This window comes from Pseudomonas berkeleyensis, assembly GCF_014109765.1.
Lineage (GTDB): Bacteria > Pseudomonadota > Gammaproteobacteria > Pseudomonadales > Pseudomonadaceae > Aquipseudomonas > Aquipseudomonas berkeleyensis.
The window spans coordinates 4,410,136-4,431,244 of the sequence record NZ_CP059139.1; the positions used below are offsets into that span (position 1 = coordinate 4,410,136).

Consider the following 21,109-nt stretch of genomic DNA (forward strand, 5'->3'; position numbering starts at 1 on the left):
TTCCTCCAAGGGACTCATTCAGGTTCTGGCACGCCGCATCACGGGCAGGCGCGCCTCAGCGACTGAACGGTTCCTAACGCTTGTGGCCGGTATCCAGCTTTCTCTCCAGATGCAGGGAGTAGCGGGACATACCAAAACAGAAAACCCAGAAAACCAACGCGGCGAATACATAACCCTCGGTCGCCATACCCAGCCAGGCTGGGTCGGTAGTCGCCTGCTTGATGCTGTTGAGCAGGTCGAACAGGCCGATGATGATCACCAGGCTGGTGTCCTTGAATAGGGCGATGAACACGTTGACGATGCCGGGAATCACCAGCTTGAGCGCTTGCGGCAGGATCACCAGGCCCATCATCCGCCAGTAGCCCAGGCCCATGGCCGCAGCGGCCTCGTACTGGCCTTTGGGGATGGCCTGCAGGCCACCGCGCACCACTTCGGCGATGTAGGCGGACTGGAACAGGATCACCCCGATCAGCGCACGCATCAGCTTGTCGAAGTGCATGCCTTCGGGCAGGAACAACGGCAGCATCACCGAAGACATGAACAGCACGGTGATCAGCGGCACGCCGCGCCAGAACTCGATGAAAGTGACGCAGATGACCTTGATCGCCGGCAGGTTGGAGCGGCGCCCCAATGCCAGCAGGATGCCCAGCGGCAACGCACCGGTGATACCGACAGCGGCGATCACCAGGGTCAGCATCAGGCCGCCCCACTGGCTGGTGGAAACCACGCTCAGACCGAACACGCCACCGTGCAACAGGCACCAAGCGATGACCGGGTAGATCACCAGGAAAGCCAGGCCATACAGCGCCTTGCGCGGCATCTGCGGGACGAACAGCGGCGCAGCGCCGATGATCGCCAGCCACAGCGTGGTATCTACCCGCCAGCGCAGCTCGGTGGGGTAGAAGCCGTACATGAACTGACCAAAGCGCTGCTGGATGAACACCCAGCAGGCGCCCTCCTTGGTGCAGTCGGCGCGCGTGCTACCGACCCAGTTGGCATCGATGATCGCCCACTGCAGCAGAGGCGGCACGATCAGCCAGATCAGGTAGATGGCGAAAAAGGTCAGCAGGGTGTTGAACCAGTTGGAAAACAGGTTGGCCCGCAGCCAGCCCAGCACGCCGACGCTCATGCGCGGCGGCGGCAGATCCGGTTTGAAAATATGACTTTGCATGGCTGCTCCTTACCGCTCAGTCAGCGCAATGCGCTTGTTGTACCAGTTCATCAACAGGGAAATGCTGATGCTGATGGCCAGGTACACGCTCATGGTGATGGCGATCACCTCGATGGCCTGCCCGGTCTGGTTGAGTACCGTTCCGGCGAACAACGAAACCATGTCGGGATAACCGATACCGGCGGCGAGCGAGGAGTTCTTGGCCAGGTTGAGGTACTGACTGGTCAGCGGTGGAATGATCACGCGCAGCGATTGCGGAATGATCACCAGACGCAGCGTGATACCCGGACGCAAACCCAGCGAGCGCGACGCCTCGGTCTGGCCATGGCTCACGGCCATGATCCCGGACCGCACGTTCTCGGCGATGAAGGCTGCGGTATAGATGGTCAAAGCCAGCGTCAACGCCATCAGTTCGGGGATCAGCACCCAGCCGCCGCGGAAGTTGAAGCCGGTCAGTTCCGGCACGCTCCACACCAGCGGGTTACCGCCGATCAACACAGCCAATGCCGGGATGCCGACGATCATCGCCAGCGACGTCCACAGCAGCGGGAAGATCTTGCCAGTGGCCTCACGCCGCGCCTTGGCCCAACGCCCGAGCACGATGATGGCAACGATAGTCGCCAGCAGCACCACGGCGAAGAAACCGAAGCTCTCCGATGGAGCCGGTGCCGGCATGTACAGGCCACGGCTGTTGAGGAAGAAGACTTCGCCGACGTCCAGGCTTTGCCGTGGTCCGGGCAGGGTCAGGAATACCGCGAAGTACCAGAAGAGAATCTGCAACAACGGCGGAATGTTGCGGAAAATCTCGATGTAGACCGTCGCCAGCCTGCTGATCAGCCAGTTCGGCGACAGCCGCGCGATACCGAGCAGGAAGCCGAGAATGGACGCCAGCACGATACCGATGACCGACACCAGCAAGGTGTTGAGCAGACCGATGATGAACACACGCCCGTAGGAGTTGCTCTCGGAGTAATCGATCAGGTGCTGAGCGATGCCGAAGCCGGCACTGTTGTTGAGAAAACTGAAGCCGGAGATGATTCCGCGCTTCTCCAGGTTGGCCTGGGTGTTCTGGAATAGAAACCAGCCGAGCGCCACAACGGCGACTACGGCAATGATCTGGAACAGCCACGCGCGCACCTGCGGATCGGTCAATAGCGATCCTCGCGGGCGCGGGGCATTAGCGGTCGTTTGCATAACAGCCCTCGTTGAATCTCCGGCCCGCTGCAGCGGGTCGGGGATTCATGTAGTCGGAAACGACAACGGCAGGCCATTTGGCCTGCCGTTGTGGATGGTCAGCGCACTGGCGGTGCGTATTGCAGACCACCCTTGTTCCACAGGGCGTTGAGACCACGCTCGATCTTCAGCTCGCTGCCGGCACCGACGTTGCGATCGAAGGATTCACCGTAGTTACCCACTTGCTTGACGATCTGAACAGCCCAGTCTTTCGGCAGTTTCAGATCCTTGCCGAACTCACCTTCGGTACCCAGCAGACGAGCGACGTCCGGGTTCTTGGTGGTTTTGGCAGTTTCTTCGACGTTGGCCGAGGTCACGCCCAGTTCTTCGGCGTTGAGCATGGCGAACAGGGTCCAGCGCACGATGTCGAACCACTCCTCGTCACCCTGACGAACGGACGGGCCGAGCGGCTCCTTGGAGATGACTTCCGGCAGTACGACGTAGTCGTCCGGGTTGGCCAGCTTGATGCGCTGCGCGTACAGCTGCGACTGGTCGGAGGTCAGTACGTCGCAACGGCCAGCTTCGACCGATTTGGCGCTCTCGTCGGAGGTATCGTAGGTGATGGGGGTGTACTTCAGGCCATTGGCACGGAAGTAGTCGGAGAGGTTCAGCTCGGTAGTGGTACCGGCCTGGATGCACACGGTGGCGCCGTCCAGTTCCTTGGCGCTGGAAACGCCCAGCTTCTTGTTAACCAGGAAGCCTTGGCCGTCGTAGTAGGTCACGCCGGTGAAGTTCAGGCCCAGAGCCGCATCACGCGAGCTGGTCCAGGTGGTGTTGCGCGACAGGATGTCGACTTCGCCGGATTGCAGAGCGGTGAAGCGCTCCTTGGCGGTCAGCGGGCTGTACTTGACCTTGGTGGCGTCACCGAATACCGCAGCAGCAACAGCGCGGCAGACATCAACGTCCAGACCCAGGTAATTGCCTTTTTCATCGGCGTAGGAGAAGCCCGGCAGACCATCGCTGATGCCGCACTGCACGAAGCCTTTTTTCTGTACCGCGTCCAGGGTGGCACCGGCTTGCGCGAAGCCGCTGACACCAAGCACAGCTGCGGTGGTCAGCATTGCCAGGGTGGATTTCACCATCTTCATCAAAAACCTCCAGTTGCTCTTGTTGTGTTGGAGTCTCCGTCCTACTTCCCCACCCTTTTGAGGCCTGCGCGCCGCTGGCAGCAACGGCGACGACGAGAAGATCGGACGTCAGGCATGAGTCTAGTCGGCGATGCCCTCTGCTGGCCAACCGACTCTCACCCTGCCCATTGGTTGAACGGGCTAGAGACGGATCGTCGTCCACCAGGACGGTAGTGCCCCGGTGGCTTGAGTCAAGGAACCCCACACAGCAGATTCCTGCCTGTTGAGCAGCGGGCAATGGCACAGTGTTACCGTTACCGCGCTGCTTCGTCAGTCCGTTTCAGCCATAGCAAGCGCCGTACCAGCGTCATGCGAAATGCAGCATAACTGCCGGTCAAGAGCAAAAGTTGCACCCGTGCGACAACTTATTCACAGATTAGCCAAGCCTGAAAAAAGGCGCCGCCCCATTTTCGAGCGGGCGCACCACACTGGAGCTACCAATGACCCCACCCATGATTCTGCAGCCCCCACACACCGCTGATGCCTGCGTGATCTGGCTGCATGGCCTGGGCGCCGATCGCTATGATTTCCTGCCGGTGGCCGAGGCCCTGCAGGAGCGCCTGCCCAGCACACGCTTCGTGTTGCCACAGGCACCAACCCGCCCGGTGACCATCAACGGCGGCTGGAGCATGCCGAGCTGGTACGACATCCTGGCCATGACCCCGGCCCGCGCCATCGACGAGCAACAGATGGAAGAGTCGGCGCAGCAGGTGCTGGATCTGATCCAGGCAGAACTGGACAGTGGCATCGAGGCCCGCCGCATCGTGCTTGCAGGCTTTTCCCAGGGCGGCGCAGTGGTGCTGCATACCGCCTTCCTGCGCTGCACGGAGACACTCGGCGGCGTGCTCGCGCTGTCCACCTACGCCCCGACTTTCAACGACGAAATGAGCCTGGCAGATACAAAAAGACAACTGCCGGTGCTTTGTTTGCATGGCAGATTCGACGACGTCGTAGCCCCCGATATGGGACGCGCCGCTTTCGACCGTCTGCACGCTCGATCTGTACCGGTACAGTGGCGCGACTACCCGATGGCCCACGAGGTCATTCCGGAAGAGATTCGCGACATCGCCGACTGGCTGAGCCAACTGCTCGCCAGCTGAACAGTGCCGTAGGGTGCGCTCTGCGCACCACCGGTTCGGCACCGGATTCGACCCGATGCGCACGGTGACACCCTACATGCTGGCAACCCGCCCCGGAGAAGATGCACGAATGAGCACAGCGCCCCTGATCCGTACACAGCAGGACATCGAAACGATCGAGCGCACCCCGCTCGTCGAACGCGACCTGCCACCGAGCACCTATGATCTGATTCGCCGCACGGCGCAGGCCCACCCCGACGCGCCAGCCCTGTCGTTCATCCTCCAGGGCACGGGCGAAGAATCCCCACTGCGCCTGAACTACCGCGAACTGCTGGGCAAGATCACTCAGACCGCCAATGCCTTCCACCGCCTGGGCTTGCAACCGGGCAAGGCCGTGTCGTTCCTGCTGCCCAATCTGCCACAGACCCACTACACCATTTGGGGCGGCGAAGCGGCGGGCATCGTCAATGCGATCAACCCGCTGCTCGATCCCGAGCATATCGCCGAGCTGATCCATGCCTCCGACTCCGAACTGCTGGTCACCCTGGCGCCCTTCCCCGGCACCGACCTGTGGGCCAAGGTCGACGCCCTCCGTGATCGACTGCCGGAGCTGAAGGCGATTCTCTGCGTGGACATGGCCAACTTGCTGCCGGAGCCACAACGCAGCGCCATCAAGGCCCAACGCGGGCCGTTGCCAGAGGGCGTACTGGACTTCGACACGACCATTGCAGACTGCCCCGCCGACCATCTTGAAAGCGGCCGCGTGATCGCAGCAGACGACATCGCCAGCTACTTCCATACCGGCGGCACTACCGGCACGCCGAAACTGGCGCCGCATAGCCATGGCAACGAAGTGGCGATGGCCTACAGCATGAACCTGGTCACCCGCTTCGGCCCAGGCGACGTGACGCTGTGCGGCCTGCCGCTGTTTCACGTCAATGGCGTCATCGTCACCGGTCTTACGGCCTTTATCGGTGGTGCGGAAGTGCTGCTGGCAACGCCGCAGGGCTATCGCAACACCACGCTGATCGGCAATTTCTGGAAGGTCATCGAACGCCACAAGGTGAGTTTCTTCAGCGGCGTGCCGACTATCTATGCCGGCCTGCTGCAGATTCCCAGCGAAGGCTACGACCTGTCCTCGCTGAAGTACGCCCTGTGCGGCGCCGCGCCGATGCCGGTGGAGCTGATCCGTCAGTTCGAGGCCAAGACCGGCCTGACCCTGCTCGAAGGCTATGGGCTGACCGAAGGCACCTGCGGCAGTTGTGCCAACCCGCCGGCGGGCGAGCGCCGTCCTGGCTCCATCGGCCTGCCGATGCCTTACTGCGCAGTCAGCATCAAGGTGCTCGACGAACAGGGGCAGTACCTGCGCGAGGCCGCGCCCAACGAAATCGGCAACCTGTGCATCCGTGGCGCCACGGTGTTCAAGGGCTACCTGCAGGCAAGCAAGAATGCCGGCATCTGGGTCGATGGCGACTGGTTCAACACCGGTGACCTCGGCCGTGTCGATGCGGAGGGTTACATCTGGCTGACCGGACGCAGCAAGGATCTGATCATCCGCGGTGGTCACAACATCGACCCGCAGATGATCGAAGAGGCTCTGCACAAGCATCCCGCCGTGGCCATGGCCGCCGCCGTCGGCAAACCTGACGAGAAAGCCGGTGAGCTGCCGGTGGTCTACATCCAGCTCAAGCCCGGCACCGAGGTCAGCGAAGCCGAACTGCTCGAACATGCCGCCGCGCACATCCCCGAGCGCGCCGCCGTGCCCAAGGACGCCTGGATCATCGACGCCATTCCGCTGACCGCGGTAGGCAAGACATTCAAACCAGCGCTGCGCTTCGATGCCATTACCCGCGTCTACCAGGCCGCCCTGAGCGATCTGCATCCCGCCATTCAGGTCGAGGTACTGAGCGACGACAAGGCCGGGCAACTGGCGCATATCCACCTGCCCAGCCAGGAACAGGCACTTGTGCCTGCCATTGGCGAGCGTCTGGCCGGCTATGCCGTAGGGCACCGCATCCACCTCGTACCGTGACGCCGAGCGCGCAAGGACGCGCGCCAGTTAACAGCTTTGCATCAACGCCGCACCACTGGTCGGCCCAACTTTGGGCAAGCATTGCCACGCCTTCAGCGCGGGAATAATGTCGAAACTCGTTCACGACCACGACACGGAGCGTTTGCGATGCCGTCCGGCCTCGACGCCCAGACAGGCCCGACAAGACCGCGATGAAACCGGCGCATTGGCAGGCAGACCTGCAACAAGTTCGACAGTTGCGACTGTTCCAGAAAGTCGCAGCCAGCAGCCTGGATCAGTTGCTGCGAGAGTTTCGTGCCTGCGAGCTGGAGGCCGGCGAAGTCCTGCTCTCCCCCTTCAACCGCAACCAACACCTCTACCTGCTGATAGAAGGCCAGCTCCGCGTCTACCTCGGCTCGCTGGACAACCAGGCCGTCAGTACCCTGGAAGTCGGTGACTGCGCCGGCGAGATCAGCTTCATCGACAATGAGCATCCCTCCGCCTACGTGGTAGCCGAGCGCCCTTCCACGGTACTGCGCCTGCACCGTGAATCGCTGGTCGCGCTGTTCCAGCAATCGCCACAAATGATGCAGAACCTGCTGGAGCTGCTGTGCGAGCGAGTGCGCCAGGGCAACCGGCTGATCCTCGACAGCGAACAGAACGCCAACGTCGACACCCTCACCAGCTGCTTCAACCGACGCTGGCTCGAGCACGTGTTCGAGCGCGAGAGCACCCGCTGCGCCTTCAATGACGAACCGATGTCGCTGCTGATGCTGGATGTCGATCACTTCAAGGCCTACAACGACCAGCACGGCCACCTGGCCGGCGACTATGCCCTGTGCCTGGTGGCGCACACGCTGCGCAGTCAGCTGCGCCCCAAGGACAGCCTGGTGCGTTTCGGAGGCGAAGAGTTCGTCATCGTGCTGCCCGAGATCAGCGATCTGGAGGCGCGCAGCATCGGTGAGCGCCTGCGCGTGAGCCTGGAGCAGATCGCCTCCTTCTACTCACCGGTCGGCGTCCTGCCCGGCGTGACCATCTCCATCGGCCTGGCCCAGATGCAGCATCAGGACAGCCTGCAAAGCCTGATCGCCCGCGCCGATGCCGCGCTGTACCAGGCCAAGCAGCAAGGGCGTAACTGCCTCTGCGGTTGAGCCGACTTATTTGGTGCGTACGACACGCCCTAAGCGCCGTGCGCACCGCTTCCCTGCTAGAGTGCCCGGCATAACAACACGCCCGGATGGCTTCTCATGCGCAAACTGCTGATCGCTGTGCTTCTGCTCGTCCCTCTTTCCGCACTCGCCTTTCTGGGCCTGCCCCAGGTACTCGACGCACAGATGAACAGTGTGGCCAGCCCGCCACCCTATCCAGCCAGCGCCAGCGCGCAGAAGTTGCACCAGGGATTGTTCGTCGCCGACCTGCACGACGACGCCTTGCTCTGGGAGCGCGACCTGCTCAAGCGCTACGACTACGGCCATTCCGACCTGCCACGCATGCTCGAAGGCCGACTCGGCCTGCAGGTGTTCTCCACCGTGACCAAAACCCCACGTGGCCTGAACATGGAGAGCAACGGCGCCGACAGCGACAACATCACTCTGCTGGCCATGGCCCAGCGCTGGCCGCGGGAAACCTGGAGCAGCCTGCTGCAACGTGCGCTGTATCAGGCACAGAAGCTCAAGGACGCCGCTGCCGACAGCGACGGCCGCTTGGTATTGATCCGCACGCGTGGCGACCTCGCCCGCTTCGTCGAAGCCTGGCAACAGGATCCGCGCCGCGTCGCCGGTCTGCTCGCCACCGAAGGCCTGCAACCCATCGAAGGCAAACTGGAGAACATCGACGTGCTGTATGACGCCGGCTTTCGCATCGCTGGCCTCACCCACTTCTTCGACAACGAAGTCGGCGGCTCCGCCCATGGCCTGAAAAAAGGTGGCCTGACCCCACTGGGTCGCCAGGTCATCGCACGCCTGGAAGAGAAATCCATGCTGGTGGATCTGGCCCACGCCTCACGCCCGTTGATCGACGACGTACTGGCCATGGCCAAGCGCCCGGTGCTGGTCTCGCATACCGGCGTCGAAGGCACCTGCGCCGGCACGCGCAACCTCAGCGACCAGCACATGCAGGCCATCGCCGCCACGGGCGGAGTGATCGGCATCGGTTACTGGAGCACGGCCGTGTGCGACACCTCGGTCGCCGCCATCGTCAAAGCCATCCGCTACACCGCCGACAAGGTTGGCGTCGAACACGTTGCCCTGGGCTCGGACTTCAACGGCACCGTGCATACGCCATTCGATGTCACCGGCCTTGCGCAGATCACCGAAGGCCTGCAGAAAGCAGGCTTCGACGATACGGCCATCGCCGCGATCATGGGTGGCAACGTGCAGCGCCTGCTGCTGGCCAGCCTGCCGGAGAAATGAGACGCGCGACGCGCTGCCCTCTTGACAGACGCGAGCGAAGCACTTCGCCACGCCCGCGTCTTGCATTACACTGGCGGGCGTTGACTCCTTAACCAATCGATGAGAAGCCCGTGCTCAAAGCACTCAAGAAAATGTTCGGCAAAGCCGAAGGCGAGCAGCCACAACCGGCACCTACGCCCGCAACACCCGTCCAGGCCAAGGCCGGCGACCAGGAAAAGCCTGGCCGCAAAGACAAACCATCACGCAAACCTGAGACAAGCGCTGCCGCTCAGGAAGGCCAGGCCCGCCCGCCCAAGGCCGACAAACCGCGCCGTGAGCGCCCGGCCAAGCCAGTAAACACCTGGAAACTGGAAGACTTCGTGGTCGAACCGGCCGAAGGCAAGACGCGCTTCCATGACTTCAAGCTCGCTCCCGAGCTGATGCATGCCATTCACGACCTCGGCTTCCCCTACTGCACGCCGATTCAGGCGGGCGTACTGGGTTACACCCTCAAAGGCCAGGACGCCATCGGTCGCGCCCAGACCGGTACCGGCAAGACTGCCGCCTTCCTCATCTCGATCATCACCCAATTGCTGCAGACCCCGCCGCCGAAAGAGCGCTACATGGGTGAGCCGCGTGCTCTGATCATCGCGCCGACCCGTGAACTGGTGGTGCAGATCGCCAAGGACGCCGCCGAGCTGACCAAGTACACCGGCCTCAACGTCATGCAATTCGTTGGCGGCATGGACTTCGACAAGCAGCTCAAGCAGCTGGAATCGCGCTTCTGCGACATCCTCGTGGCCACCCCCGGCCGCCTGCTGGACTTCAACCAGCGCGGCGAGGTGCACCTGGACATGGTCGAGGTCATGGTGCTCGACGAAGCCGACCGCATGCTCGACATGGGCTTCATCCCGCAGGTGCGCCAGATCATCCGCCAGACGCCGATGAAGGGCGAGCGCCAGACCCTGCTGTTCTCCGCCACCTTCACCGAAGACGTGATGAACCTGGCCAAGCAGTGGACGGTCAACCCGGCCATCGTCGAGATCGAGCCGGAAAACGTCGCCAGCGACACCGTCGAACAACACGTCTACGCCGTGGCCTCGGCCGACAAGTACAAGCTGCTGTACAACCTGATCAGTCAGAACGACTGGACGCGGGTGATGGTCTTCGCCAACCGCAAGGACGAAGTGCGCCGTATCGAAGAGCGCCTGACCCGCGACGGCATCAGCGCCGTGCAGATGTCCGGTGACATTCCCCAGCACAAGCGCATCCGCGCGCTGGAAGGCTTCCGTGAAGGCAAGATCCGCGTCATGGTCGCCACCGACGTCGCAGGCCGCGGCATTCACGTCGATGCCATCAGCCACGTGATCAACTTCACCTTGCCGGAAGACCCGGACGACTACGTGCACCGCATCGGCCGTACCGGTCGTGCCGGCACCAGTGGCACCTCGATCAGCTTCGCCGGTGAAGATGACGCCTTCGCCCTGCCGCCGATCGAGGAATTGATCGGCCGCAAGATCCAGTGCGAAATGCCGCCGGATGAATTGCTCAAACCGGTACCGCGCAAGCACTGAGGCGGCGCAGACAGAACAAAGGCGAAGCCCTCCAGCTTCGCCTTTTTCATTTGATCCCGTTGATTCGATACGCCATGCAGCACTGCGATTACCTGATCATCGGCGCCGGCATTGCCGGTGCCTCCACCGGTTATTTCCTCGCCAGCCACGGCAAGACACTCCTGCTCGAACGCGAAGCGCAGCCCGGCTACCACTCCACAGGACGTTCGGCGGCACTGTATACCGTGGCCTACGGCACGCCACAGGTACGCGCGCTGACTGCTGCCAGCCGCGCCTTTTTCGATGCGCCACCAGCCGGTTTTGCCGAGCATCCACTGCTCACGCCGCGGGGCGAATTGGTGGTGGATTTCAGCGGTGACGCCAGCGAGTTGCAGCGCCAGTACGAACAGGCCCGTGAACATGTCGCCGCGGCTCGCCTGCTCAGCGCTGACGAAGCCTGCGCACTGGTTCCGGTGCTGCGCCGTGAGCTCGTGCATGGCGCGCTGTTCGACCCCAGCGCCGCCGATATCGATACCGCGGCGCTGCACCAGGGCTACCTGCGCGGCATCCGCCAGCAAGGCGGGGAGATTCATTGCAACCGCGAGGTGCTGACGATCAGCCGCCAAGCAGACGGCTGGCAAGTGGATTGCGCAGGGCAACGCTACCTCGCGGCCGTGCTGATCAACGCGGCCGGCGCCTGGTGCGATGAGATCGCACATCTGGCCGGCTTGCCCGGTATCGGCCTGCGACCCAAACGCCGTACAGCCTTCACCTTCGATGGCCCGGCGGGTGTCGACTGCCAGGCCTGGCCGGCGCTGGTCAGCCTCGACGAATCCTTCTACTTCAAACCCGATGCTGGCCTGATGCTGGGCTCGCCAGCCAATGCCGACCCGGTGACAGCGCATGACGTGCAACCGGAAGAGCTGGATATCGCTCTGGGCATTCATCAAATCGAGTGCCACACCACGCTACGAATTCGCCGCCCGGCGCATACCTGGGCAGGCCTGCGCAGTTTCGTCGCCGACGGCGATCTGGTCGGCGGCTTCGATACCCAGGCGGATGATTTCTTCTGGGTCGCGGCTCAGGGCGGCTACGGCATCCAGACCAGTGCCGCCATGGGCCAGGCCTGCGCGGCGCTGATCCGTCGGCAGCCACTGCCACCGTCGCTACAGCAGTTCGGCCTCAGCGAAGCGCTGCTCAGCCCTGCACGGTTATCCACATGCGAACCACGCTGATTCGGCTGCTACAGGGGCTGTGCCTGCTGCCAGGCACCGCGCTGTTCATCGGCCTGCTGACCTGCCAGTTACAGCAAGTGTGCCAGGTACTGGCCTGGCCGCTGTTGACGGAGTCAGACGGTCATCTCGTCATCGAGCTGGCGCTGGCCTGCGTACCCGCATTCGCACTGTTTCTGCTGGCCGCCGCCTGCGGTCTGTTGCGGCGCGCTCAACCCGTGACGGTGCTGCTGGTCTTCGCTCTGTGCGCGGCATTTGCGGCGTACTGCGCCGTCAACCTGCTCGCCAATGCCTATGGCAACACCTGGACAGCCGACGAGATCTTCCACGAGTTGTTCCTGAACGACCTAGAATTGCTGGGCCTGGCACTGCTGCCAAGCCTGGGGCTGCTAGCGCTACTGGAACGGCTCAACCGCCCGCGCCCCTGAGCACGCTCTGCTCCTGCTCGTCCGCGCCTTCGTGCCTGGTCAAACTGCCAGGCTGGCGACGGGAACCGTCATCCTTGGCCAGGCTCAATTCCAGCACCCGATCACGCCCACCTTCGGCAATCAGGTAGCGGCCATCGTCCAGCGGCAGGATCGCCTGCGGCGCCTTGAGGAAGGACAGCACGGTGGTCTGCTCGCCCTGTGCATCGACCAGCAGCAAGCGGGCGCGATGGGTCGAGTCCTCGCTGATCCACAAGCCCTGCTCGTCACACAACAGGAACGTCGGGTTACGCAGGCCATCGATCACCACGGGATCGCGGCCATCCTCGCGCAACTCTCGAATCACCCCGGTTTCCTTCTCGCTGTAGAGCATGCGCCCGTCCGTGCAACGGGTGATCGACTCGGTTTCCGACAGGTTGTCACGCACCACGCTCAGTTGCTGGTCATCCCAGCGGTAGCGCCACAGGCGACCATCGCTCTTGCGATCCTCGATGGCATACAGGTAGTGGCCATCGTCCCACAGCCCCTGCACCTGATCGCCCTCGAACAGCGCGGAGACACGTTCGTCCAACAGGAAGCTGACCGGCTTGTCGCCCGACTCCTGGCTGAATACCAGACCGCCACGCGTAGCGAGCATGCCGTCGGGTTTGGACAGCCCCTCGACGACCACCTCACGGCCACCTTCGGGCCGCATCAGCAGGATATTACCGCGGCCATCCTGCAACTCCTGGCTGACCAGAATGCCGCCACCCGGAGCGCGCGCCAGCCCGGCGGCCTTTTGCACACCGTTGTAAGCGACGCGGTACGACCAGCCACTGGCAGCCTGTACCGGAAAGAAATACTGCCAGGCGAAGAACGTCAGGGCGGCGGCCACCAGCGCGGCAGCAGCCAGCAGTGCGTTTTTCAGCAAACGCAGGGACATGCTCATGTTCACAGACTCGCAAAATGTTCGTAGAGAATGGTCGCGCCAACCAGCATCAGCACCACGCCGCCGAGTATCTCGGCGCGCTTGCCAACCAATTGACCGAGTATACGACCGAGCAACATGCCCAGTGTCACCATGAGGGTGGTGGCCAAACCGATACAAAGTGCTGCAACCAGGATGTTCACCTCGACGAACGCCAGGCTCACACCGACAGCCAGCGCATCGATGCTGGTGGCCACGGCGGTGATGGCCAGTACCCAGAAGGAATGGCGCGCGGGTCGATCTTCTGGCTCGTCCTCATCGGTGCTGAGCCCGGCATGGATCATATGCAGGCCGAGCCCGACCAGCAGGATGAAGGCGATCCAGTGATCCCACTCGAGGACGAAGCGGCTGGCCGCCTGGCCGATCAGCCAACCGATGATCGGCGTGATGGCTTCGATGGTGCCGAAGATCAACCCTGCGCGCAGGGCCTCGGCAAAGCGTGGCTTGTGCAGGCCCGAGCCCTTGCCGATGGCAGCCGCGAAGGCATCCGTCGACATGGCGAAAGACAGAAGAAGCAGCGAAAGAGGATTCAAGGGAAACTCCAGCCGGGCCTGAGTCAACGACAAGCCACTGCGCGCCCGACCTGGCACAGGACTGTCGTTGGTCTCACCAATCCCAGCGGATGCGTTGGCCACGGCAGGTTGCCGAGAATGTTGACCAACGCGCCGGCGCTAACGCGACGGCAGGCTACTCCCCAAAGAGGCGCGCAGCATAGCAGAACCCCGGACAGGAAAAAGAGGGCAGGCATACCGATCGTCAGCCGACACGGCTTGACCCTGTAGCGGCTTCAGGGTGTTCACTCTGCGCCCCGAGTGGCGCCGCAACGCCTGGCGTCGCACGACCTCAACCAAGAGACTGCCGATGAGCACCACACCTCACTCTCCTGCCTGGACGCCTTTGCTGCTGGCCTGGCTACTGGCTCTGCTCGCCACGCTTGGCGCGCTGTTCATCGGCGAGGTCATGGGGCAGGCCCCCTGCGTACTGTGCTGGTTCCAGCGCATCTTCATGTTTCCGCTGGCCCTGATTCTCGCTGTGGCCTGCTACCGAGCGGACTTCGCCGTCTGGCATTACGCCCTGCCGCTGTCGGTCATCGGCGGTCTGATCGCCCTGGGACACAGCCTGCTGTATTTCGACATCATCCCGCAGCGCATCCAGCCGTGCAGCGCCAGCGGCCCATCCTGCACCGATGCCAACATGACCATCCTCGGCCTGCCGCTGCCTTTGCTGGCCCTGGCCACCTTCGCCCTGATCACCATCCTGCTGCTCATCGTTCGCCGGAGAACCCTGCAATGACCCGCAAAACCCTGGTCGTCACCCTCAGCCTGCTGATTCTTGCCGTATTCGCTGGCGCGGCTCTGCTTTACCAGGGCCTGGCCCCCTCCGAGCAGCACGCCGAAGCGCCGCATCCGGCGCCGGACAGCAGCAGCCTGGTGCGCTTCCATTCCCCCGTGATCGGGCCGGCCAAGGCCCCGGTCACCATCGTCGAGTTCTTCGATCCGTCCTGCGAGGCATGTCGGGCGTTCCACCCCTACGTCAAACAGATCCTCGCCGAGAATCCACAAAGCGTTCGTCTGGTGATCCGCTACACCCTGTTCCACCAGGCCTCGGAGCAAGCGGCTCGCCTGCTGGAAGCGGCGCGCAAGCAGGATCTCTATCTGCCGGTACTGGACGCCATCCTTCAGGCCCAGCCGCAATGGCATGACGACGCCAGTGCCGCCAAGGCCTGGGAAGCAGCCGAGAAAGTCGGTCTGGACGTAGCCAAGGCACGCGAGGAGATGCATTCACCGGCCATCGACGCCATCCTGAAGACCGACATGCAGGATGTGCAGACCGTAGGTGTACGCGGCACGCCGACTTTCTTCGTCAATGGCCAGCCGCTGCGTGAATTCGGCCCAGCCCCATTGCGGGCGCTGGTGATGGAGGAAGTGGCGCGGGCAGGCAACTAGCCCACCCCGCCGTCTCGATACAGGGCGTTGCGAACTCAGGTCTCGACGCCCTGAGCCTCGAGCTGATCCGCCTTCTGCGGCTCGGCTTCATCGTCCTTCTCAGCCTGCTCCTCGCCTTCTTTACCCAGGGCGCGGTTGGTGGATTCCTGCAGGGAATCCACCTGGCGATTGACCTCATCGACCACCTCGCCAACCGAGTCACTGATCAGCGCCTGGGCTTCCTTCTTCGCCTCTTCGGCCAACTTCTGCGCAGATTGCTCGGCAGCATCGCAGCCAACCAGGGCGATCAGTGCCAGGCCCAGTGCGGCAGGCGCCAGGCGGTGTTTCCAGGGGTTGTACATCAGGTTTCTCCAGTGTCGAAAGCCCGGCCACACACGGGGCGTAGCCGGGCAAAAAGCTTATCCGTCAGATCTTGGCGGGCGGCTGACCACGGGTCTTGTACAACGACAGCAGCACGCCGCCGATCAGCAGGCCCAGGGTCACGCTCAAGGACACCACGGCCGGGATCTTGCCGATGATGCCGACCAGGAAGATCTTCGCGCCGATGAACACCAGCACCAGCGCCAGCGCGTACTTGAGGTAGGCAAAGCGGTGGATCAGCGCCGCCAGGGCGAAGTACAGGGCACGCAGGCCGAGGATGGCGAAGATGTTCGAGGTGTAGACGATGAACGGATCCTGGGTGATGGCGAAGATCGCCGGCACGCTGTCGATGGCGAACATCAGGTCGGCGCACTCGATCAGGATCAGCGCCAGAAACAGCGGCGTCACCCACAGCACGCTGCGGCCCTTGCCGTCATCCTGACGCACGAAGAAGCGCTCGCCGTGCAGGTCGTCGGTCACGCGCAGGTGCTTGCGCAGGAATTTCACCAGCACGTTGCTTTCCAGGTCAGGCTCGGCGTCCAGCTTGGAGAACAGCATCTTCACACCGGTGAAGAACAGGAAGGCGCCGAACACGTAGAGGATCCAGGCGAACTCGTGGATCAGCGCAGCGCCCAGGCCGATCATGATCGCCCGCAGCACCAGCACGCCCATGATTCCCCAGAACAGCACCTTGTGCTGGTACTGCCGCGGGATGGCGAGGAAGCTGAAGATCATGGCCATGAGAAACACGTTGTCCATCGACAGCGATTTCTCGATCAGAAAGCCGGTGACGTAATCCATGCTGGCGTCGCCGCCTTTCTGGAAGAACACCCAGACACCGAACAGCAGGCCTGCGGTGATGTAGCCGGCGGACAGCAACAAGCTCTCGCGCACACCGATTTCGCGGTTATCGCGATGCAGTACGCCAAGGTCGAAGGCCAGCAGGGAGATGACGACAGCGATGAAGACCAGCCACAACCAGGTGGCCGTGCCGAGGAAGTCGGCGAAGAGGAACGGTTCTAGGGCAGTCATGAGCCCCTCCTACAGTCAGATTGAACAGACTGTGATTCCGACATCGCGGTATTAACCGCCAGAGGGGCCCGGCATCACGGGCGCAAAGATACTCAGGCCGCGAACGCCGCTCAACGGGGCGAATTTTGCAAAGTATTTCACGGCAAGTTGCCAGTTTCTCGACGCGAACGGCTGCCCAGAGCGGCGCCGGAGGTTTTTCAGAACAGCCCGAGCTGCCCATCCACCAGCCTGGTGAAGTCGCCGCCGACGAACGGCAGGATGGCATCGGCTACCGGCTGCAGTTGGCGGCTCAGGTAGTGCTCGTAGTCGATGGGTGACTGCAAACGCTCCAGCGGCTGTGGCCCGGCAGTGGTGATCAGGTAGCTGATCCAGCCGCCGCGCTGGTATTGCAGGGGCCGACCAAGACGCTGGTTGTGCTCGTCGGCCAGTCGCGCGGCACGCACATGCGGTGGCACGTTGCGCTGGTAATCGTCGAGGCGCCGGCGCAAGCGCTTACGGTAGACCAGCAGCTCGTCCAGCTCGCCGGCCAGCGTGCGTTTCACGTAGTCGCGCACGTAGCCCTCATAGGGCTGGCCGGCGAACACCAGGCGATACAACTCCTGCTGGAAGCGCTGGGCCAGCGGCGACCAGTCGGTGCGCACCGTCTCCAGGCCCTTGAACACCATGCGCTCGCTGCCGTCCTCGTTGTGAACCAGGCCGGCATAACGCTTCTTGCTGCCTTCCTCGGTGCCGCGGATGGTCGGCATGAGAAAGCGTCGGTAGTGGGTTTCGTACTGCAACTCCAGCGCGCTGCTCAGGCCGTATTCACGCAGCAGGTGTTCTTGCCACCAGGCGTTGACCTTGCTCACCAACCCACGACCGATCCGCGCGGCGTCTTTCTCGCCATGCGCACCACCGAGCCAGACGAAAGTGGAGTCGGTGTCGCCGTAGATCACCGCATGCCCCTCGGCTTCGATCAGCTCGCGCGTGCGCTTCATGATCTGGTGCCCACGCAGGGTAATGGATGAAGCCAGGCGCGGGTCGAAGAAGCGGCAACCACTGGAGCCGAGCACGCCGTAGAAGGCGTTCATGATGATCTTCAGCGCCTGCGACAAGGCTGCGTTGCCCTCGCGCTTGGCCGCTTCGCGCCCCTGCCAGACGCGCTCAACGATGGCCGGCAAGCAATGCCGGGTACGCGAGAAGCGTGCGCCACGAAAGCCCTCCACCGAGTGTTCGTCATCCGGCTGATGCAGGCCTTCGACAAGGCCCAGCGGGTCGATCAAAAAGCTGCGGATGATCGATGGATACAGGCTCTTGTAGTCCAGCACCAGCACCGAGTCGTAGAGGCCGGGGCGCGAGTCCATGACGAAGCCACCGGGACTGTTCTCGCCACGAATGTCGCCGAGGTTCGGCGCGACGAAACCCAGGCGGTGCATGGGCGGCAGATACAGGTGAGTGAAGGCCGCCACCGAGCCGCCGCTGCGGTCGGCCGCCAGACCGGTGACGCTGGAGCGCTCCAGGAGGAAAGCGAGCAGATCGGTGTGGGCGAAAATCCGCGTGACCAGCTCGCAGTCCTTGAGGTTGTAGAGGGCCAGCGCCGGCTTGTCCTCGTCGAACATGCGCTGGATCTCGTCCATCCGTGCATAGGGCGTGTCGATGGCCTTGCCCTCACCGAGCAGGGTCTGCGCCACCGATTCGAGGCTGAACGAGGAAAAGCTCCAGGTGGCCGAGCGCAGCGCCTCGATGCCATCGATGATCAGCCGTCCGGCCGCCTCGGCGAAGTAGTGCTGGCTGCTGTTGTGCTGGCGCCAGCCCATCACATCGCCACCACGCCCCAGCAACAACGGCACCTTGAGTTGCTCGGCGTGATCGCGCAGCACGCGCAGGTCGAACTGCACCAGGTTCCAGCCGATGATGGCGTCCGGATCATGCCGCTGCAGCCAGGCATTCAGGCGTTCGAGCAGCGCCTTGCGGCTGTCGCAGTACTCCAGGTCGAAGTCGACGATGCTGGCGTCGCCATTGGCCGGGCCGAGCATATACACCTGGCGCTGACCACAGCCTTCCAGGGCAATGGAATACAGCTCGCCGCGAGCGCTGGTCTCGATATCCAGCGACACCAGGCGCAGCGCCGGGCGGTAATCGGCGGCGGGCTTGAGTGACTTGCAGAGCAGGCTGCCGTCCGCCTGCTCGATACCGTCGAACAGCACGCTGGCGGTGATAAAGCGCTCCATCAGGTAACGATCCGGCGGGCGAATATCGGCCTCGTACACATCCACGCCAACCTGACGCAGCTTCTTCTCCAGTTGCAGCAACTGGCGGTACTGGCGGCAATACAGGCCCAGCACCGGGCGGCGTTTGAAGTCGCGCAAGGCCAACTCGCGCAGCTCAACGCCCTTTTCATTACGCAACAGCGGCTCCGCCCAGGCGCGCTGCTCGGCGGGAATGAAGGCGACCATCTCCTGGCACGGCAGACGTATCTGACGCGGGCCGGCATCGGTCGCCAGCCAGAAGGCCACCTCTGTACCCTCCGGCGTATCACGCCAATGGCGGCTGAGCACGAAGCCTTGCTGGGGTTGCGTCATCATCGTTTCAGGCAAGCACGATCGGCCCCCTCTCCCGCTTGCGGGAGAGGGCTGGGGAGAGGGTGTTAGCTTTTCCCCTCTCCCCCGGCCCCTCTCCCATGAATGGGAGAGGGGAGAAAACAGCCTCTGCAGTTACCCATTACCTCGAACCAAACTGGCCGAGCATTCTACGCCAGCGGTTACAATGGCGCCTTTTCCGCGGAACAACGCGATGAGCGACACACCTCCCTACGGCACCGGTGATGCCTCCTACCAGGCCGCTGGCGGCATCGACGGCCTACGCCGTCTGGTCGACGACTTTTACCGGCTGATGGATGAACGCCCCGAGGCCACCGCGCTGCGCGCCCTGCACCCAGCCGACCTGAGCGCCTCGCGTGACAAGCTGGCGTGCTTCTTGAGCGGCTGGCTGGGCGGCCCACGCCTGTTCGCCGAAAAATACGGCGGCATCAGCATTCCGGCCTTCCATGCCCAGTGGCCAATCGACCAGGCGCTGGCGGAAAGCTGGCTGAGCTGTATGGCCGGGGCCGTCGCCCTGCAGAACTATGCACCGGCCTTCGCCGATTATCTGCTGACCCAGTTGCGCGTACCCGCCGAACGCTCGGTACAGGCCAGCCAAAACCGTCACCGCAAGGAAACCTGACATGACTGACGAACTGATCATCGAAGACCTGCAACCCGGCGACGGCAAGGCCGTGGTCAAGGGCGCCCTGATCACTACCCAATATCGCGGCTGGCTGGCCGATGGCAGCGAGTTCGACTCGTCCTACTCGCGCGGCATGCCGTTCCAGTGCGTGATCGGTACCGGTCGCGTGATCAAGGGCTGGGATCAGGGCCTGATGGGCATGCAGGTCGGCGGCAAGCGCAAGCTGCAGGTGCCGGCACACCTGGGTTATGGCGAGCGCAGCATGGGCGCGATTCCGCCCAACTCCGACCTGACCTTCGAGATCGAGCTGCTGGAAGTGCTGACCCGCGATGACTGACACCGCCCTCGTCACCCTGCGCGAGCACCTGCTGCAGGCACTGGAAAACCACCCCGGCAACGAGACCCGGCGCCTGTTCCATGGCCGCGGTCGCTGCTGGCCGGGGCTGGAACAGATCACCGTCGATTGGCTGTCCGGCATCGTCCTGGTAATGCTGTTCCGTGAACCGTCACCGGCGCTGCGGCCGCTGCTTATGGAACTGCTGGAAACGCCACAATGGCAGGCCAGCGGTGCACGTGGCCTGCTGCTGCAGCACCGCTACGTGCACGGCAGCGAGAGCGAATGGCTGGCCGGTGAGCCACAAGCGCAATGGCCCATCGTCGAGGACGGCCTGCACTACCTGCTCGACCTGGGCAGCAAGCAGAACAGCGGCCTATTCCTCGATATGCGCCTGGGCCGCCAGTGGGTGCGCGAACAGGCCGCCGGCAAGCGCGTGCTCAACCTGTTCGCCTACACCTGCGGCTTCTCCATCGCGGCCATCGCCGGCGGTGCCGCGCATGTGGTCAATCTGGATATGGCCCGTGCGGCCCTGTCGCGCGGGCGCGACAACCATCGCCTGAACGGGCACGACCTCTCCCGGGTGGAGTTTCTCGGCCATGAGCTGTTCAAGTCCTGGGGCAAGGTGCGCAAGAGCGGGCCGTACGACCTGGTGATCATCGACCCGCCAAGCTTTCAGAAAGGCAGCTTCGCTCTCACTCAGGATTACGCCAAGATTCTCCGGCGCCTGCCTGAGCTGCTGACCGAGCACGGCACCGTGCTGGCCTGCGTCAACGACCCGGATATCGGCCCGGACTTTCTCGTTGAGGGCATGGCCGCCGAGGCGCCGCAACTGCGCTTCGTCGAGCGTCTGGACAACCCGCCGGAGTTCCCCGACATATCCCCCGAGAGTGACCTGAAAGCGTTGGTGTTCCAACTGTAGCCCGGATGAAATCCGGGAATTGCTGGCCCCGGATTACATCCGGGCTACGGGCTAACGCCTTGCTCATCGTAGGGTGCGCCGTGCGCACCGCCAACCAACGCTGACAGACCCGGTGCGCGTAGC

The 21,109-nt window shown here is 63.3% G+C and carries 20 protein-coding genes and 1 riboswitch; of the genes, 12 read left to right on the top strand and 8 right to left on the bottom strand.

The window, feature by feature from the left end; genetic code table 11:
• Positions 1-73: 73 nt before the first annotated feature.
• The 3 genes from HS968_RS20450 to HS968_RS20460 all read right to left on the bottom strand — a co-directional run bounded on the left by HS968_RS20450 (position 74) and on the right by HS968_RS20460 (position 3,492).
• A complete protein-coding gene (locus tag HS968_RS20450; protein WP_182368456.1) occupies positions 74-1,171 on the bottom strand; it encodes an amino acid ABC transporter permease in 1,098 nt (365 codons plus the stop codon).
• Positions 1,172-1,180: 9 nt separating this feature from the next.
• The gene (locus HS968_RS20455) at positions 1,181-2,365 is read right to left on the bottom strand and encodes an amino acid ABC transporter permease (protein WP_170965283.1); all 1,185 of its coding nucleotides are present in this window, start codon (positions 2,363-2,365) and stop codon (positions 1,181-1,183) included.
• A gap of 98 nt (positions 2,366-2,463) precedes the next feature.
• The gene (locus HS968_RS20460; protein ID WP_106736967.1) at positions 2,464-3,492 is read right to left on the bottom strand and encodes an amino acid ABC transporter substrate-binding protein; all 1,029 of its coding nucleotides are present in this window, start codon (positions 3,490-3,492) and stop codon (positions 2,464-2,466) included.
• 479 nt (positions 3,493-3,971) lie between these two features.
• Here HS968_RS20460 and HS968_RS20465 point away from each other — a divergent pair, with 479 nt between their 5' ends.
• From HS968_RS20465 to HS968_RS20495, 7 genes are all read left to right on the top strand, one after another.
• A complete protein-coding gene (locus HS968_RS20465) occupies positions 3,972-4,631 on the top strand; it encodes an alpha/beta hydrolase (protein ID WP_182368457.1) in 660 nt (219 codons plus the stop codon).
• Positions 4,632-4,740: 109 nt separating this feature from the next.
• Positions 4,741-6,642: an acyl-CoA synthetase gene (locus HS968_RS20470; protein ID WP_182368458.1), complete on the top strand. Its 1,902-nt coding sequence runs from the start codon at positions 4,741-4,743 to the stop codon at positions 6,640-6,642.
• 191 nt (positions 6,643-6,833) lie between these two features.
• Complete coding sequence (locus HS968_RS26545; RefSeq protein ID WP_182368459.1) at positions 6,834-7,772, top strand: GGDEF domain-containing protein; 939 nt, start codon at positions 6,834-6,836, stop codon at positions 7,770-7,772.
• A gap of 96 nt (positions 7,773-7,868) precedes the next feature.
• Complete coding sequence (locus HS968_RS20480) at positions 7,869-9,032, top strand: dipeptidase (RefSeq protein ID WP_179622434.1); 1,164 nt, start codon at positions 7,869-7,871, stop codon at positions 9,030-9,032.
• A gap of 110 nt (positions 9,033-9,142) precedes the next feature.
• Positions 9,143-10,585 carry an ATP-dependent RNA helicase RhlB gene (rhlB, locus tag HS968_RS20485; RefSeq protein WP_182368461.1) on the top strand — a complete coding sequence of 481 codons (1,443 nt, stop codon included), beginning with the start codon at positions 9,143-9,145 and terminating at the stop codon, positions 10,583-10,585.
• 74 nt (positions 10,586-10,659) lie between these two features.
• Positions 10,660-11,799: an NAD(P)/FAD-dependent oxidoreductase gene (locus HS968_RS20490; RefSeq protein ID WP_182368462.1), complete on the top strand. Its 1,140-nt coding sequence runs from the start codon at positions 10,660-10,662 to the stop codon at positions 11,797-11,799.
• The gene (locus HS968_RS20495; protein ID WP_182368463.1) at positions 11,784-12,224 is read left to right on the top strand and encodes a hypothetical protein; all 441 of its coding nucleotides are present in this window, start codon (positions 11,784-11,786) and stop codon (positions 12,222-12,224) included. The genes HS968_RS20490 and HS968_RS20495 overlap by 16 nt, the downstream gene beginning before the upstream one ends.
• On the opposite strand, the gene HS968_RS20500 is transcribed toward HS968_RS20495, so the two are convergent.
• Positions 12,205-13,149, bottom strand: a complete 945-nt coding sequence (locus tag HS968_RS20500) for an SMP-30/gluconolactonase/LRE family protein (protein ID WP_322790694.1) — start codon at positions 13,147-13,149, stop codon at positions 12,205-12,207. The genes HS968_RS20495 and HS968_RS20500 overlap by 20 nt on opposite strands.
• Before the next feature lie 2 nt (positions 13,150-13,151).
• Positions 13,152-13,721, bottom strand: a complete 570-nt coding sequence (gene mntP, locus HS968_RS20505) for a manganese efflux pump MntP (RefSeq protein WP_182368464.1) — start codon at positions 13,719-13,721, stop codon at positions 13,152-13,154.
• Between the two features lie 5 nt (positions 13,722-13,726).
• Positions 13,727-13,891, bottom strand: a riboswitch (yybP-ykoY riboswitch).
• 158 nt (positions 13,892-14,049) lie between these two features.
• On the opposite strand from mntP, the gene HS968_RS20510 reads away from it, so the two are divergent.
• Entirely contained in the window at positions 14,050-14,481 is a 432-nt protein-coding gene (locus HS968_RS20510) for a disulfide bond formation protein B (protein ID WP_182368466.1), read from the top strand.
• Entirely contained in the window at positions 14,478-15,134 is a 657-nt protein-coding gene (locus HS968_RS20515; RefSeq protein WP_182368467.1) for a DsbA family protein, read from the top strand. Before HS968_RS20510 ends, HS968_RS20515 begins: the two co-directional genes overlap by 4 nt.
• Positions 15,135-15,169: 35 nt before the next feature.
• On the opposite strand, the gene HS968_RS20520 is transcribed toward HS968_RS20515, so the two are convergent.
• From HS968_RS20520 to HS968_RS20530, 3 genes are all read right to left on the bottom strand, one after another.
• Entirely contained in the window at positions 15,170-15,475 is a 306-nt protein-coding gene (locus HS968_RS20520) for a hypothetical protein (RefSeq protein ID WP_182368468.1), read from the bottom strand.
• A gap of 64 nt (positions 15,476-15,539) precedes the next feature.
• On the bottom strand, positions 15,540-16,526 hold the full coding sequence (locus tag HS968_RS20525; protein ID WP_182368469.1) for a TerC family protein: 987 nt from the start codon (positions 16,524-16,526) through the stop codon (positions 15,540-15,542).
• A 197-nt stretch (positions 16,527-16,723) separates the two neighbouring features.
• The gene (locus HS968_RS20530) at positions 16,724-19,087 is read right to left on the bottom strand and encodes a DNA polymerase II (protein WP_182368470.1); all 2,364 of its coding nucleotides are present in this window, start codon (positions 19,085-19,087) and stop codon (positions 16,724-16,726) included.
• A 211-nt stretch (positions 19,088-19,298) separates the two neighbouring features.
• Here HS968_RS20530 and HS968_RS20535 point away from each other — a divergent pair, with 211 nt between their 5' ends.
• The 3 genes from HS968_RS20535 to HS968_RS20545 are packed head-to-tail and all read left to right on the top strand — an operon-like array spanning position 19,299 to position 20,986.
• Positions 19,299-19,727, top strand: coding sequence for a group II truncated hemoglobin (locus HS968_RS20535; RefSeq protein ID WP_182368471.1), 429 nt, complete (start codon positions 19,299-19,301; stop codon positions 19,725-19,727).
• A gap of 1 nt (position 19,728) precedes the next feature.
• Positions 19,729-20,067: an FKBP-type peptidyl-prolyl cis-trans isomerase gene (locus HS968_RS20540; RefSeq protein WP_182368472.1), complete on the top strand. Its 339-nt coding sequence runs from the start codon at positions 19,729-19,731 to the stop codon at positions 20,065-20,067.
• Positions 20,060-20,986, top strand: coding sequence for a class I SAM-dependent methyltransferase (locus tag HS968_RS20545; RefSeq protein ID WP_182368473.1), 927 nt, complete (start codon positions 20,060-20,062; stop codon positions 20,984-20,986). Before HS968_RS20540 ends, HS968_RS20545 begins: the two co-directional genes overlap by 8 nt.
• Positions 20,987-21,109: the final 123 nt, after the last annotated feature.